The sequence below is a fragment of the Jeotgalibacillus sp. R-1-5s-1 genome (genome assembly GCF_004405105.1).
Classification (GTDB): Bacteria; Bacillota; Bacilli; order Bacillales; family Jeotgalibacillaceae; genus Jeotgalibacillus.
Map to the genome: position 1 here is coordinate 1 of NZ_SORW01000021.1, position 13,449 is coordinate 13,449.

At 45.4% G+C, this 13,449-nt stretch carries 12 protein-coding genes and 16 tRNA genes; 23 read left to right on the forward strand and 5 right to left on the reverse strand.

The genetic code is table 11. The annotated features are described in order from the left end of the window. Positions 1-16: 16 nt before the first annotated feature. The 16 genes from E2491_RS08420 (at position 17) to E2491_RS08495 (ending at position 1,479) form a co-directional block, all read left to right on the forward strand. Positions 17-88 (forward strand) — tRNA-Gly (locus E2491_RS08420). A gap of 13 nt (positions 89-101) precedes the next feature. Beyond that, positions 102-178, forward strand: a tRNA-Arg gene (locus tag E2491_RS08425). A gap of 26 nt (positions 179-204) precedes the next feature. Beyond that, positions 205-281: transfer RNA gene (locus tag E2491_RS08430), tRNA-Pro, on the forward strand. A gap of 28 nt (positions 282-309) precedes the next feature. Beyond that, positions 310-385: transfer RNA gene (locus E2491_RS08435), tRNA-Ala, on the forward strand. A gap of 28 nt (positions 386-413) precedes the next feature. Then, positions 414-490 (forward strand) — tRNA-Met (locus E2491_RS08440). A 10-nt stretch (positions 491-500) separates the two neighbouring features. Beyond that, positions 501-577: transfer RNA gene (locus E2491_RS08445), tRNA-Ile, on the forward strand. Between the two features lie 17 nt (positions 578-594). Next, positions 595-687 (forward strand) — tRNA-Ser (locus tag E2491_RS08450). 28 nt (positions 688-715) lie between these two features. After that, positions 716-789 (forward strand) — tRNA-Met (locus tag E2491_RS08455). An 8-nt stretch (positions 790-797) separates the two neighbouring features. Continuing rightward, positions 798-873: transfer RNA gene (locus E2491_RS08460), tRNA-Asp, on the forward strand. 9 nt (positions 874-882) lie between these two features. After that, positions 883-958 (forward strand) — tRNA-Phe (locus E2491_RS08465). A gap of 10 nt (positions 959-968) precedes the next feature. Continuing rightward, positions 969-1,044: transfer RNA gene (locus E2491_RS08470), tRNA-His, on the forward strand. Positions 1,045-1,054: 10 nt separating this feature from the next. Continuing rightward, positions 1,055-1,128 (forward strand) — tRNA-Gly (locus E2491_RS08475). Between the two features lie 19 nt (positions 1,129-1,147). Beyond that, positions 1,148-1,224: transfer RNA gene (locus E2491_RS08480), tRNA-Ile, on the forward strand. Between the two features lie 4 nt (positions 1,225-1,228). Next, a tRNA-Asn gene (locus E2491_RS08485) sits at positions 1,229-1,303 on the forward strand. 9 nt (positions 1,304-1,312) lie between these two features. Then, positions 1,313-1,400 (forward strand) — tRNA-Ser (locus tag E2491_RS08490). A gap of 7 nt (positions 1,401-1,407) precedes the next feature. Continuing rightward, positions 1,408-1,479, forward strand: a tRNA-Glu gene (locus tag E2491_RS08495). A 292-nt stretch (positions 1,480-1,771) separates the two neighbouring features. Here E2491_RS08495 and E2491_RS08500 read toward each other — a convergent pair. Both E2491_RS08500 and E2491_RS08505 read right to left on the reverse strand, forming a co-directional pair. Continuing rightward, on the reverse strand, positions 1,772-2,380 hold the full coding sequence (locus E2491_RS08500; RefSeq protein ID WP_166805833.1) for a TraR/DksA C4-type zinc finger protein: 609 nt from the start codon (positions 2,378-2,380) through the stop codon (positions 1,772-1,774). Between the two features lie 119 nt (positions 2,381-2,499). Continuing rightward, positions 2,500-3,411, reverse strand: coding sequence for a 1,4-dihydroxy-2-naphthoate polyprenyltransferase (locus E2491_RS08505; RefSeq protein ID WP_134374926.1), 912 nt, complete (start codon positions 3,409-3,411; stop codon positions 2,500-2,502). A gap of 263 nt (positions 3,412-3,674) precedes the next feature. Between E2491_RS08505 and E2491_RS08510 the strand changes: the two genes are divergently transcribed. The 6 genes from E2491_RS08510 to menC all read left to right on the forward strand — a co-directional run bounded on the left by E2491_RS08510 (position 3,675) and on the right by menC (position 11,087). Then, complete coding sequence (locus E2491_RS08510; RefSeq protein ID WP_166805834.1) at positions 3,675-5,078, forward strand: isochorismate synthase; 1,404 nt, start codon at positions 3,675-3,677, stop codon at positions 5,076-5,078. After that, a complete protein-coding gene (gene menD, locus E2491_RS08515) occupies positions 5,075-6,793 on the forward strand; it encodes a 2-succinyl-5-enolpyruvyl-6-hydroxy-3-cyclohexene-1-carboxylic-acid synthase (protein WP_134374930.1) in 1,719 nt (572 codons plus the stop codon). The genes E2491_RS08510 and menD overlap by 4 nt, the downstream gene beginning before the upstream one ends. Continuing rightward, complete coding sequence (gene menH, locus E2491_RS08520) at positions 6,794-7,609, forward strand: 2-succinyl-6-hydroxy-2,4-cyclohexadiene-1-carboxylate synthase (RefSeq protein WP_134374932.1); 816 nt, start codon at positions 6,794-6,796, stop codon at positions 7,607-7,609. It abuts the gene before it with no gap. A 31-nt stretch (positions 7,610-7,640) separates the two neighbouring features. Further along, positions 7,641-8,459, forward strand: coding sequence for a 1,4-dihydroxy-2-naphthoyl-CoA synthase (gene menB / locus E2491_RS08525; RefSeq protein WP_134374934.1), 819 nt, complete (start codon positions 7,641-7,643; stop codon positions 8,457-8,459). Positions 8,460-8,554: 95 nt separating this feature from the next. Beyond that, positions 8,555-9,994: an o-succinylbenzoate--CoA ligase gene (locus E2491_RS08530; protein WP_371414464.1), complete on the forward strand. Its 1,440-nt coding sequence runs from the start codon at positions 8,555-8,557 to the stop codon at positions 9,992-9,994. Then, entirely contained in the window at positions 9,981-11,087 is a 1,107-nt protein-coding gene (gene menC, locus E2491_RS08535) for an o-succinylbenzoate synthase (protein WP_134374936.1), read from the forward strand. The genes E2491_RS08530 and menC overlap by 14 nt, the downstream gene beginning before the upstream one ends. A gap of 52 nt (positions 11,088-11,139) precedes the next feature. On the opposite strand, the gene E2491_RS08540 is transcribed toward menC, so the two are convergent. The 3 genes from E2491_RS08540 to ytzI form a co-directional block, all read right to left on the reverse strand. Then, on the reverse strand, positions 11,140-12,354 hold the full coding sequence (locus tag E2491_RS08540) for a metal ABC transporter solute-binding protein, Zn/Mn family (RefSeq protein ID WP_134374938.1): 1,215 nt from the start codon (positions 12,352-12,354) through the stop codon (positions 11,140-11,142). A 94-nt stretch (positions 12,355-12,448) separates the two neighbouring features. Then, positions 12,449-12,688 (reverse strand): membrane protein insertion efficiency factor YidD, encoded by a 240-nt coding sequence (yidD, locus tag E2491_RS08545; protein ID WP_134374940.1) that lies wholly within the window; start codon positions 12,686-12,688, stop codon positions 12,449-12,451. Next, positions 12,685-12,840, reverse strand: a complete 156-nt coding sequence (gene ytzI / locus E2491_RS08550; RefSeq protein WP_134374942.1) for a YtzI protein — start codon at positions 12,838-12,840, stop codon at positions 12,685-12,687. Before ytzI ends, yidD begins: the two co-directional genes overlap by 4 nt. Before the next feature lie 141 nt (positions 12,841-12,981). On the opposite strand from ytzI, the gene E2491_RS08555 reads away from it, so the two are divergent. Beyond that, on the forward strand, positions 12,982-13,431 hold the full coding sequence (locus tag E2491_RS08555) for a Dps family protein (RefSeq protein WP_244093919.1): 450 nt from the start codon (positions 12,982-12,984) through the stop codon (positions 13,429-13,431). Positions 13,432-13,449 lie beyond the last annotated feature (18 nt).

The window sequence follows — 13,449 nt, forward strand, 5'->3', positions numbered from 1 at the left end:
CGCACCAATTCAATATGCGGGAGTAGTTCAGTGGTAGAACACCACCTTGCCAAGGTGGGGGTCGCGAGTTCGAATCTCGTCTTCCGCTTACTATATATTTAGCGCCCGTAGCTCAATTGGATAGAGCGTTTGACTACGGATCAAAAGGTTAGGGGTTCGACTCCTCTCGGGCGCGCCATACATAGAATACCACATACTTTTTTTCGGGGAGTAGCTCAGCTTGGTAGAGCACTTGGTTTGGGACCAAGGGGTCGCAGGTTCAAATCCTGTCTTCCCGACCATTATTTTTAAAAGATTTTTATTAAATATGGGGCCTTAGCTCAGCTGGGAGAGCGCCTGCCTTGCACGCAGGAGGTCAGCGGTTCGATCCCGCTAGGCTCCACCATATTTTTTGAAGGATACTTTATTTATTGGGCGGCGTAGCTCAGCTGGCTAGAGCGTACGGTTCATACCCGTGAGGTCGGGGGTTCGATCCCCTCTGCCGCCACCAATATAATAAAGGACCTTTAGCTCAGCTGGTTAGAGCAGACGGCTCATAACCGTCCGGTCGCAGGTTCGAGTCCTGCAAGGTCCACCATTTTAATACAGGTTCATGGAGGTATACCCAAGTCTGGCTGAAGGGATCGGTCTTGAAAACCGACAGGGGTGTAACAGCCCGCGGGGGTTCGAATCCCTCTACCTCCTCCATTTTAATTTCATCATTTATATGTATCGTCGCGGGGTGGAGCAGCTCGGTAGCTCGTCGGGCTCATAACCCGAAGGTCGCAGGTTCAAATCCTGCCCCCGCAATTACCTTTGGTCCCGTGGTGTAGCGGTTAACATGCCTGCCTGTCACGCAGGAGATCGCCGGTTCGATCCCGGTCGGGACCGCCATTTTATTTTGGCTTTGTAGCTCAGTTGGTAGAGCAATGGACTGAAAATCCATGTGTCGGCGGTTCGATTCCGTCCAAAGCCACCATTTTTCTATGGCGATTGTGGCGAAGTGGTTAACGCACCGGATTGTGGTTCCGGCATTCGTGGGTTCGATTCCCATCAGTCGCCCCATATATTTGCTGCGGGTGTAGTTTAGTGGTAAAACCTCAGCCTTCCAAGCTGATGTCGTGAGTTCGATTCTCATCACCCGCTCCAACTTTATTAAATAAAGTATGGGCCTATAGCTCAGCTGGTTAGAGCGCACGCCTGATAAGCGTGAGGTCGGTGGTTCGAGTCCACTTAGGCCCACCATTATTCCACAGTAGCTCAGTGGTAGAGCAATCGGCTGTTAACCGATCGGTCGTAGGTTCGAGTCCTACCTGTGGAGCCATTTTTTTATGGGGAAGTACTCAAGTGGCTGAAGAGGCGCCCCTGCTAAGGGTGTAGGTCGCGTAAGCGGCGCGAGGGTTCAAATCCCTCCTTCTCCGCTCTTTAGGCCCGTTGGTCAAGTGGTTAAGACACCGCCCTTTCACGGCGGTAACACGGGTTCGAATCCCGTACGGGTCATACTTAAAAACACACTTAGTCATAAGTGTGTTTTTTATTTTTCCTAAATTTCTTCTGAACTTACTAATCAGGCCGAATTTCCCCTTCGTTTTCCACGGCCGGGCGGTGAACCCTTGTGCTTAGCACAAGGGTTTCTCCTGTTCTTTCTCTGGCTCTGGTGTAGGAGTCTCCGGGGATTTACAAATTGATTACTGCAGGACCGTTTTCAGTGACAGATTAGATGGTTTTGATTTAATCTATTTTGCTCAAAAAAAGGAATGGGCCTATTAATCAGGTCCATTCCTTCAACGAATTATTCTTTATCACTGTTTTTATAAATCTTTCTTTCGTCACCTTCGAGGTCTGTTCCGATGGTGTCTTCGTTCACGTCTTCTTCGCTGTAGAGGTCGTTATAGTCTCCGGATCCGTCAGCCATATCGGAAGGGGTTTCGGAGGTACCATATCGTCCTACTTCGTCAAAGCTGTTCTCATAGTCGCGGACTTCGCTTTCTTCTCCTCTGTATGGATGATCAGAGGAAGGTGACAGGACTGATTCTTCACTTGGTCTGGAATGGTCATTGCTGAATTGTTCAGCATGCTCTACACATGTAAGTGCGGTAGGGATGGCTTCCAGACGTTCGTATGGGATTTCTTCTCCGCTTACAGCACAGATCCCATAAGTGCCTTCGTCCATTGCCTTTAATGCATGGTTAATATCATCAAGCTCTTTTTGCGTATGTTCTTCAAGTGCCAGGTCTTTTTCTCTTTCGAAAAGATCTGTGGCATTGTCAGCAGGGTGATTATCGTAGTTTGAAAGCTCTGTATTAGTGTTATCTTTCGGTTTCTCGTTTTGTTCGATGATTTCTTTTTTTCTGGTGAGTAATTCATTTTTAAGATATTGTTTTTGTTTATCTGTAATCATGCAAAACATCCTTCCTTCATCTAAGTCACTTCTTACAGTTTATCCTTCTCACAAAAATTGAAACCTCAGACTGTTTTTCAATGCCCTTCAAAAATAAAAAAGACCCCCGGAGGAGTCTTTTAAAAGAAGTAGCCGATTAAATAACCGATTGATAACAAAAAGCCGAAAATGGTGTTGGTCTGTGCTGTTGCTTTCATTGCAGGCATCATCTGGATCGGCATTGTTTTCCCGATAAACCCTTTGGTTGCTCTGACAGCTTTAGGAATGCTGAGCAGACTGATGAGCAGCCATGGTGAAACAGTACCTGTAATCACGAGTACGACTACAAAGCCGTATGAGACGGTGAACATACCGGCAAGCAGATAAATCGCATTCTGACGGCCAAGGAGAATGGCGATGGTTTTCCTGCCGTTTTCCTTGTCTCCGTCTAAATCACGGATGTTGTTGGCAAGTAGGATGGCTCCAACCAGGATGGAAACTGGTATGGACACAAGCATTGCCACTGCATTTACCATGCCGGTCTGGATGTAGAATGAGATCAGGATAATGACAAATCCCATGAAAAATCCGGCAGTTATTTCACCAAATGGTGTGTAAGCGATTGGAACGGGTCCACCTGTGTATAGGTAGGCAGCCGCCATACAGACAAGTCCGATCACAGCAATCCACCACGAGCTGTTGGCACAGATGTACAGCCCCAGCAGAAGTGCAACACCGAACAGGATAAAAGCAAGGTTCAGTACTGTTTTTGGTTTAACGCCGTTTCTTACAATGGCGCCTCCGATTCCAACGGACTTTTCATTATCCAGTCCGCGTACGAAATCGTAATATTCGTTAATCATATTGGTTGCAGCCTGTATGAGGATGCTTGCGAGAAGCATAGCCAGAAACATTGGCCAGTTGAGGCTGCTGTAATCAAGTGCTAAAACGGTTCCCAGTAATACAGGAACAAATGCTGCGGTCAATGTATGCGGTCTGGTCAGTTGCCACCAGATTCGCCATCCCTGATCGCGTTCAGGCTGTAAACTCATGTTATTCTCTCCTAACTGTACTAACGCAATAAAGCCAACTTAAAGTGTATGAAACAGGAAGAACTGTGTCAATAAACTTTTCAAATTTCGACAAAGTTTCTACAGTTTTATTATATCTCTTTTTGCCTCTGTGAAAAAGTTGAAGATGTCTGTAAAATAGAATGTTTGCCGATGACGATTCATTGACATCATTGTAAAAAGAAGTGTATCTTAAAGAGAGCAATTCAGATGGACGAATGTGCGATTTTTGGAGGGGAAGCACAGTGAAAATCCTACACGAATCACAGGGGTTTACAGCATTTGAACGCGCTTTTGAAAGCGCTGAAAAAACCAATAAAAAAGTTTTATATAGCAAGGTAATGAAAATCGACACAGTGGACCCACTTCAGTTTTATGAAGCGGGTTATTCTATCTATCACGGAGAACGCTCTTATTGGGAGGATCCTAAAGGAGAGACAACACTGGTCGGTCTTGGAAATGCCGAGATTTTTTCATCAGAAAGGGAGCAATCCCGCTTTGATGAGCTGCATAAAAAGTGGCAGAAGTTTTTAAAAGGCGCTGTGATTGAAGACAGAGCCGGGATGAGTACAGGCCCTGTTTTAATGGGCGGCTTTACCTTTGATCCGAAACAGGAAACAGCGATTGAATGGTCGAATTTCTCGAAGGCATATTTTCATTTGCCTTCCTTTATGCTGACAGTTGATCATGATGGTAGTTCTTATCTGACTGTCAATATTGTCTGTATGGAAGGAGATTTTGCAGGAGAGGTCTGGAACCGTATGCAGCTGACGAAAGAACAGCTGATGAATGGGGCTGTAACGGGTTTACAGGATGTCAGTGTAGAATCCATTGAAGAGATCAGACCGGAAGAATGGAAGACTTCTCTGACCTCCGTTGTTGAACGAATCAATGAGGGTGAGATGGAGAAGGTTGTTCTTGCGCGGAAAATCAAGGTTGATTTCAATAACAAAAAGAGATCGGATTCCGTTTTGGAAAGACTTCGAGATGATCAGGCGGACAGTTTTATTTTTTCTTTTGAAGTGGCGGATACTTGTTTTATTGGTGCTACGCCTGAAAGACTTGTCAAAAAAGAAGGTAATGAAGTGCTGTCAACGTGTCTCGCAGGTTCGATCGTCAGAGGTAAGACGATTGAAGAGGATGAAAAACTTGGTCAGGAATTATTAAATGATCAGAAAAACCTTGTTGAGCACGAAATCGTTGTCAGAATGATTTCAAAGAATCTTGAGGAATTATGTGAGTCCATTCATGTCCCGGCAAAGCCGGGTTTAATGAAAATGAGAGATATTCAGCACTTATATACCCCTGTAAAAGGGCAGTCAGATTCCGGAAAAACAATTGTTGATTTCGTGGAAAAGCTTCATCCCACACCTGCACTAGGCGGAACACCAACTGATAAAGCGCTGCAGGTTATACGGGAAGAAGAAGATATGAATCGCGGACTTTACGCTGCACCTGTCGGCTGGATCAATGCGGATGGAGATGGGGAGTTTGCTGTTGCGATCCGCTCCGGACTGCTTATCCAGGATTACGCCTATTTATACGCAGGCTGTGGAGTCGTGAAGGATTCAGAAGCAGAAAGTGAGTACCAGGAAACATTAATTAAGTTCCGTCCAATGTTAAGAGCCGTGGGAGGAACAATGAAATGAATCATCAGGATCAGTTAACGGAATATGTATCAACCTTTATTGAACAACTGTATCAAAGTGGCGTGACCAGGGCTGTGATTAGTCCAGGCTCCCGGTCAACGCCACTTGCTTATTTACTTGAAGCCCACCCGCTGATTGAAACTCACATTAATGTGGATGAGCGATCAGCGGCTTTTTATGCGCTTGGTATGGCTAAAGCGAGCGGAAAACCTGTGGCGATTGTCTGTACATCCGGAACCGCAGCAGCGAATTATTTCCCTGCGGTGGTAGAGGCAACATATGCACGGGTACCGTTAATCGTACTTACAGCGGATCGACCGCATGAACTGAGAGCCAACGGTGCTCCTCAGGCGATTGATCAAATTCATTTATATGGACATCACGTGAAGTGGTTTTATGATATGCCGCTTCCGGATGCTGATTCAGCGGTTCTGCGCTATACAGGCAGGATTGCTGCAAAAGCGGCAGCCAAAGCTGATGCACATCCTAAAGGACCGGTTCATTTGAACTTTCCTTTCAGGGAACCTTTGATTCCGAGGCTGGATTCATACAGTGAAAAACATGTTGTTGCAGATGTTTTTCATGCTTCAAAGCAGCTGTCAGATGAGCAGCTTTCCGTTCTTGCCAAAAAATTGAACGATTCATCAAAAGGGCTGATTATTGCCGGTCCGATGGAGTCAGAGAGCTCATTGAACGATCTCATTGCGTTCTCAAAAAAGATGGGATATCCAATACTTGCTGATCCATTGAGCGGCTTGCGTAGTAGGATGCAAAAGCATGCTACGGTTATTGAAACGTATGATGCTTTTTTAAAGGATGTATGGATAAAGGAAATGCTCGAGCCGGATCTGATCATCCGTGTTGGAGGGATGCCTGTGTCTAAAGCACTCAGCCAGTACCTGCAGGGATGCGATGCTGAGCAGTGGCTGATCGACGAAGGGGCGGAGTGGAGAGATCCGATCTCAGCCGCAACTTCTTATATTGAAAGCTCGATTCACAGCTTTACAAAAGTTTGTGACAAGGTAACCACCACTCATTCGAATGATTGGCTGAAGAGGTGGCAGGAGCTGAATAGCGCTGCTGAAATTGAAATTGCTCACTATATTTCTGAACAAATGGATGAAGGGGCAGCTGTTGGAGCCTTGATTCAGTCGCTTCCTGCCGGCAGTCACCTTGTAGCAGGTAATAGTATGCCGATCAGGGATGTAGACACATTCTGGATCAGGGGGGCAAATGCAATTCATCTGTGGGCGAACCGCGGTGCTAATGGGATTGATGGCGTTGTCTCTACTGCGCTTGGTATCGCTGCGGTGAAAAACGAACCGGTCTATTTATTAATCGGTGATTTGTCGATGTTCCATGATTTGAATGGTCTGCTCGTAGCAAAACAGCATAAAAGCCATCTTCAGATTATCGTCATGAACAATAATGGCGGAGGAATTTTCTCGTTCCTGCCGCAGGCGAAGGAACCGGCTCATTTTGAAACGCTGTTTGGCACGCCTCCCTCTCTTGATTTTGAACAGGCGGCTTCCTTTTACGGTATTGATTATCAACGCTGTAAAACGAAAGATGAGCTCAAGAATGCATTAGATGGCGGATCAGATCGTCTGAAGCTGACTGAAGTGCTCACAAACCGCGATGAAAATGTCATTGCCCACCGCAAGCTCTGGCAGACAGTCGGGACAGCTTGCCGGTCGGTTTTGGAGAAGGTTTAAATGAGGGTCAGGATCAGAGACGGATACTATCACGTTAAGATAAAAGGGTCAGGCAGTGATCTGGTCGTTCTGCATGGCTTTACAGGCTCTGCTGACAGCTGGTCCCGTTTTCAGGAGCAGCTTCAGGATCAATACCGGATTATTGCGATTGATCTCCCGGGGCATGGTCAGACAGAGGTGCCTCTGAATGAGGACTACATTTCAATGGAGTGCGTGTGCGATGACATTAAATCTATACTGAAGCATTTATCCATTTATCAGGCAGCCTTTCTTGGCTACTCAATGGGAGGAAGAACCGCGCTTGCTTTTTCAGTCCGATATCCGGAGATGATCACCTCACTGATCCTTGAAAGTGCGTCACCGGGACTCAGGCTTTCAGAAGAGCGGGCTCAGAGACGAAAGCAGGATCAGGAACTGGCTGAATTCATTGAACGGGAGGGAGTCAGTACTTTTACTGACAGGTGGGAATCGATTCCGTTGTTTGCTTCCCAGAAAAGTCTCCCGGACGAGCAGAAGAAGATCATTAGAGAACAGCGGTTATCTAATGTTGCTGAAGGGCTTTCAGCCAGTCTCAGATGGATGGGAACCGGTCAGCAGCTTTCATACTGGGAGCGGCTGACTGAGCTTCACATGCCTGTGCTGCTGTTGACAGGAGAGTATGATTCAAAGTTTAATCAGATTGCCGGAGAAATGATGAAATACCTTCCTGATGGCCGTCATGAAGTCATTTTAAGTGCCGGACATGCAATACAGGTGGAACAACCTGAAAAGTTTGATACAATAGTAAGGGAGTTTTTAATTCACCATGTGAATTAAAAACCCGATTACATAAAAGGAGGTTTCTTTCATGACTCGTGAATGGGTACAGGAACGAAACTATGAAGATATTTTATATGAAACGTACAATGGGATTGCTAAAATCTCGATCAACCGTCCGGAGGTGCGTAATGCATTCCGTCCGAAAACAGTAATGGAATTAATCGATGCATTTGCTTATGCGCGTGACGATGCCAAAATTGGTGTAATCGTCCTTGCAGGTGTTGGCGATAAAGCATTCTGTTCAGGTGGAGATCAGAGTGTGCGTGGACATGGAGGATATGTAGGGGAAGACGAAATTCCGCGTCTGAACGTGCTGGACCTTCAGCGTCTGATCCGTGTCATTCCAAAACCGGTTATTGCCATGGTATCAGGATATGCCATTGGTGGCGGCCACGTATTACACGTTGTGTGTGACCTGACTATTGCTGCTGATAACGCGATCTTCGGACAGACAGGTCCAAAGGTTGGCTCATTTGATGCAGGCTACGGTTCAGGCTATCTTGCCCGTATCGTAGGACACAAAAAAGCACGTGAAATCTGGTTCCTTTGCCGTCAGTATGACGCTAAAGAAGCGCTTGAAATGGGCTTAGTCAACACGGTTGTTCCGCTTGACCAGCTTGAGGATGAAACGGTTAAATGGTGTGAGGAAATGCTTGAGAAGAGCCCGACTGCACTACGTTTTATCAAAGCAGCGATGAATGCTGATACAGATGGCCTTGCAGGTCTTCAGCAGTTTGCAGGAGATGCAACGCTCCTTTATTACACGACAGATGAAGCGAAAGAAGGCCGTGACGCATTTAAAGAAAAGCGTTCACCTGACTTCGGACAGTTCCCGCGTTTCCCTTAAGCAACGTTTCAAAGCCCATGGCATGGTCCATGGGCTTTTTTATCGATCAGAAAAAGAATACATAACACGTAAATGAAAATAAGGAAGTGACAATCATGACGAGCTGGCTGGAAAAAAGAGCGCACTTGACTCCAAACAGGATTGCCCTTTATTTCGGGCATGACAGCTGGACATTTAAAGAATTGGAGAAAGAAGTAAATGAGTTTGCAGCTAAGCTGTCAGGCTTTATTCATTCATCTGATCCTGTAGCCGTGTTATTGCCGAATCACCCTGATACGGTCATGGTCATCCACGCACTGCAAAAGCTTGAGCTCCCGGTTTTAATGCTGAACAGCAGACTTACCCGTGATGAATGGAATTATCAGCTGTCAGACAGCAGAGCGCAGCTTGTCGTGACGGATCAATGGATAGAATCGCCGTTGTCTGCAGAAATGATCACAGTGTATGACATTAGGCAGTCGGCCCCACTTGACGTCACGTCTTGGGGTCACTCAGATCTTTGCTCGATTATGTACACTTCCGGAACGACCGGTCGTCCAAAAGGTGTCATGCAATCCTATGATAATCATTTTGCCAGTGCTTCTGCTTCAGCCTTTAATATCGGACTCGATACGAAGGATATCTGGATGTGTGCTGTCCCGTTATTTCATATCAGCGGTTATTCTATTTTAATGAGGAGCGTCATTTATGGAATAGGGGTCAGATTATACGCTAAATTCGATGAAGCCGTTATTCACAATGATCTGGTCAGTGGAAAAGGAACCGTTTTGTCAGTTGTCACCGTTATGCTTCAGCGCCTGCTTGAGGTGAAAGATGCTGCCTATCATCCGTCATTTCGCTGTATGCTTCTGGGCGGGGGGCCTGCACCGGAATCGATGGTGGAACAATGTCATCAGCTGAAAATACCTGTTTTTCAATCTTACGGGATGACTGAAACGTGCTCTCAATTTACCACGCTGTCACCTGATGACGCCCCGTTCAAAATCGGTTCATCAGGAAAACCGCTTTTTCCGGGTGAACTGAAAATTATTAAGGAATCGGGAGAAGTCGCTGCTCATGGAGATGTTGGAGAAATTGCGCTTAATGGACCATCCGTTACATCAGGCTATTTCAACAACCGCCCGGCAACGGAAAAAGCACTGCAGCAGGGATGGCTCAAAACGGGGGATATGGGTTATCTCGATCAGGATGGATTTTTGTATGTGGTGGATCGCCGATCAGATTTGATTATATCAGGAGGAGAGAACGTCTATCCGGCTGAAATTGAATCCGTGCTGATGAGTCATCCAGCGGTCAGGGAAGCCGGAGTGGCAGGGAAGAAAGACCTTGATTGGGGTGAGGTTCCTGTCGCATTTCTTGTTACGAATGAGACGTGTACGGAAGAAGAACTGCTGCGTTATTGCAGGGAGCGTTTAGCTGCTTATAAAACGCCAAAAAGCATTTATTTTAAGGACAGTCTGCCACGAAACGCAGGAGGGAAGCTGATTCGCCGCTTTTTAAAAGAGGAGGTGAATGCAGACAATGAAAATTGCTAAAGCCACCATACACGAAATCAGTATGGCGCTGAAAAAGCCGTTTAGAACAAGTCTTGGAACCGTGACAGAACGAAGAGGCCTTGTGCTCGAGCTTCATGATGAAAATGGGTTAACCGGTTTAGGCGAGGGTGTTGCATTTTCTGAACCCTGGTATACAGAAGAAACTGTTGACACGAGTTTACTGATGCTAAAAAAATACTTACTGCCTGCGCTGTTGCAGGAGGATCTCCACCACCCTGAGGAAGCGGAACGTGTATATGCAACGGTAAGAGGCAATCCAATGGCAAAAGCAGCAGTGGATATGGCTTTATGGGATTTACATGCGAGACAGGCCCGTAAGCCGCTGTATGAGATCATTGGAGGCACAAGAAAGACAGCACTTGCCGGTGTTGCGATCGGATCACAATCCATTGATGATCTGCTTGACCAGGCACAGGAAGCGGTCAGAGAGGGCTACAGTCGCGTGAAAGTAAAGATCATGCCAGGTTATGATCTCGAGCCGCTCAAAGCACTCAGGGAAGCATTTCCTGACTTATCGATTCTGGCAGATGCCAACTCAGCGTATGAAGGAAAAGAGAGTGATCTGCTTGCTCTCGATGAACTGGGGCTGCAGATGATCGAACAGCCGTTATCACAGAAAGATCTTGTCAGACATGCAGAGCTTCAGAAAAAATTAAAAACACCGGTCTGTCTGGATGAAAGCATTGATTCCTATAAGGCAGCGGCAAATGCCATTGCGCTTAACAGCTGCAGGGTGATCAATATTAAAATAGGCAGGGTTGGCGGTTTAACAGAAGCACTGAAAATCGTCCGTTTATGTCAGGACCATCACATTCAGGTATGGTGTGGGGGGATGCTCGAATTTGGCATTTCAAGAGCACATAACGTTGCGCTCTCCACGCTTAAGGAGTTTAATATTCCTGGCGATCTTTCCTCATCCAGCCGTTATTGGGAAGAAGACATTGCAACACCTGATGTGATCGTCAAATCAGGTGAGATTGAACGATTTGAAGGTTATGGGATAGGGGTTTCACTGAATCATAAAAGACTTCAGGAAGTGACCCTGCATTCATTTGACATAAAGAAGCATTAAAAAATCCCGGACATCTGATCAGCAGATGTCCGGGATTTTAGTGATTAATGAATTATTCAGCTTTCATAGCAGTTCTTAATGATTCAATATTACGTTCCATCAGTGTGAAATATGTTTCTTCATTTTCAATGTCTTCTTCTGTCAGAGTAGAGAGGTTATGCAATGGAAGTGCTTCTGCACCGATTTCTACCTGAATCACATCTGTTAAACTTGATGAAACGTTTTGTTCCACCAGAATATGCTCCAGATTTTGAGAGCGGGCAGATTCAACAATTTCAGTCAGTTCACGTTGTGATGGCTCATCAGTAGTGGATAGACCGGCAATCGCCTGCTGGTTTAATCCATAACGGCTTTCCCAGTAACCGAATGCTGCATGTGAAACAAAGAACTGATCTAAAGTAACTGCAGCAGCAAGCTCTTCGAATTCATGATTCAGTTCATCCAGCTGGGCAACAAGCTCTTCATAATTTTCATTAAAATAAGCTTCCTGCTCCGGCATTTTTTCTACTAGTGAGTCTTTGATAGATTCAGCAAGTGACTGGGATAAAACCGGATCCAGCCATAAATGAGGATCTGTATCTCCGTGATCGTGTCCTTCATGACCTTCTTCCTCATGAGCGTGCTCTTCTTCATCATGTGCATGCTCTTCGCCTTCAGCATGTTCTTCTTCGCCATGAGCGTGTTCTTCACCTTCAGCATGCTCTTCTTCGCCATGAGCGTGTTCTTCACCTTCAGCATGCTCTTCTTCGCCATGAGCGTGTTCTTCGCCTTCAGCATGCTCTTCTTCGCCATGAGCGTGATCTTCGCCTTCAGCATGTTCTTCTTCGTCATGTGCATGCTCTTCGCCTTCAGCGTGTTCTTCTTCACCGTGATTATGCCCGTCTCCGCCTTCACCAAGTTCAGCGTCAGACACGTAATCTGCAGTCGCAACCATCGTCAGATCTTCACTTTGAAGAACATCTGTGGCATTATCTACAAAACCTTCCAGACCAAGTCCGATATAGAAAAATAAATCACCTTCAGCCAGATCAATCATATCGCGCTGGGAAGGTTCGAACGTATGCTCATCAGCACCTGGAGGGTAGATTGTTTCAACATTTACATATTCACCGCCAATTTCCTCAGTAAAATACTGGAGAGGATAAACCGTTGTGTAAACATCTAATGTATTTTCATTATTTTCACTGGACGAACTGTCTGACGTATTGCAGGCAGCCAAAATCCAGGGAGCAGTAGCGGCTAGTAAAAGTAAAGCTTTCTTTTTCATTTCTGCACCTCTTTTTTTAAATAGTAATAGTTACGATTTGTAATCAACATATGCTACTTTACTATGGTTTAAAAAAGAAAGCAAGTAAAAACCGTCAGGAATTTTTTCTTCCTGACGGCCATTTTTCCGGGACCTGATCCACGCCACCGGGATGGAAAGGGTGACATTTGGAAATTCTGATCATTGTCATGATTCCACCTTTAAAAGCACCATGTTTCTGAATCGCTTCAAGCCCATATTGAGAACATGTGGGATAAAAGCGGCAGCTCGGTGGAGTCAAAGGAGAAATTCCTTTTTGATAAAAACGGATAAATGCCAGCATTACGTTTTTCATTGCTCACGTTCCTTCTCAGCTTCCTTTTCATTATCCGGTAATGGATCCACTTTATGTTCGTAGCTGTATCCTTTATTAATGGCGATAAAGAAAGGGGCTAAAACAAGGGCGATAACAATGAGTGAAATGATGATGAGTACCCATAAGTCCATTGAAATCACACTCCTTACTTCAGTTTAGCATGGATCGTAACTGAAGCCGTATGATAAATGCTTGAATGTTTATAATAGGACCGTCAGTGGTAAAAATATAGGTGTGAACAAACGGATTTTTAAATTGGAAAGGATGAGTAAATGATGAGTGCAAACCCGAATTTAGTGAAAAACGTGAACAAGCAGATCGCCAGCTGGACGGTGTTATACACAAAGCTTCATAATTTCCACTGGTATGTAAAAGGTCATCAGTTCTTTACTTTACATGAAAAATTTGAGGAGCTTTATAACGAAGCAGCCCTCCATATTGATGAACTGGCCGAGCGTCTTCTGGCATTAAAAGGAGAGCCGGTTGCCACGCTGAAGGAATCTCTTGAGCTGTCACTCGTTGAAGAAGCAAAAGGAAACGAGACAGCTGACCAGATGGTGGAATCACTTTACGATGACTTTGAAACGCTGATGAACGACTTGAAGACAGGAATGGAACTTGCTCAAAAAGATGATGATGAAATGACAAGTGATATGCTGCTGTCCATTCATCAGAGTCTTGAAAAGCATGCCTGGATGTTAAGATCATTTCTTGGTAAATAATTTACAAAAAAGGCAGGA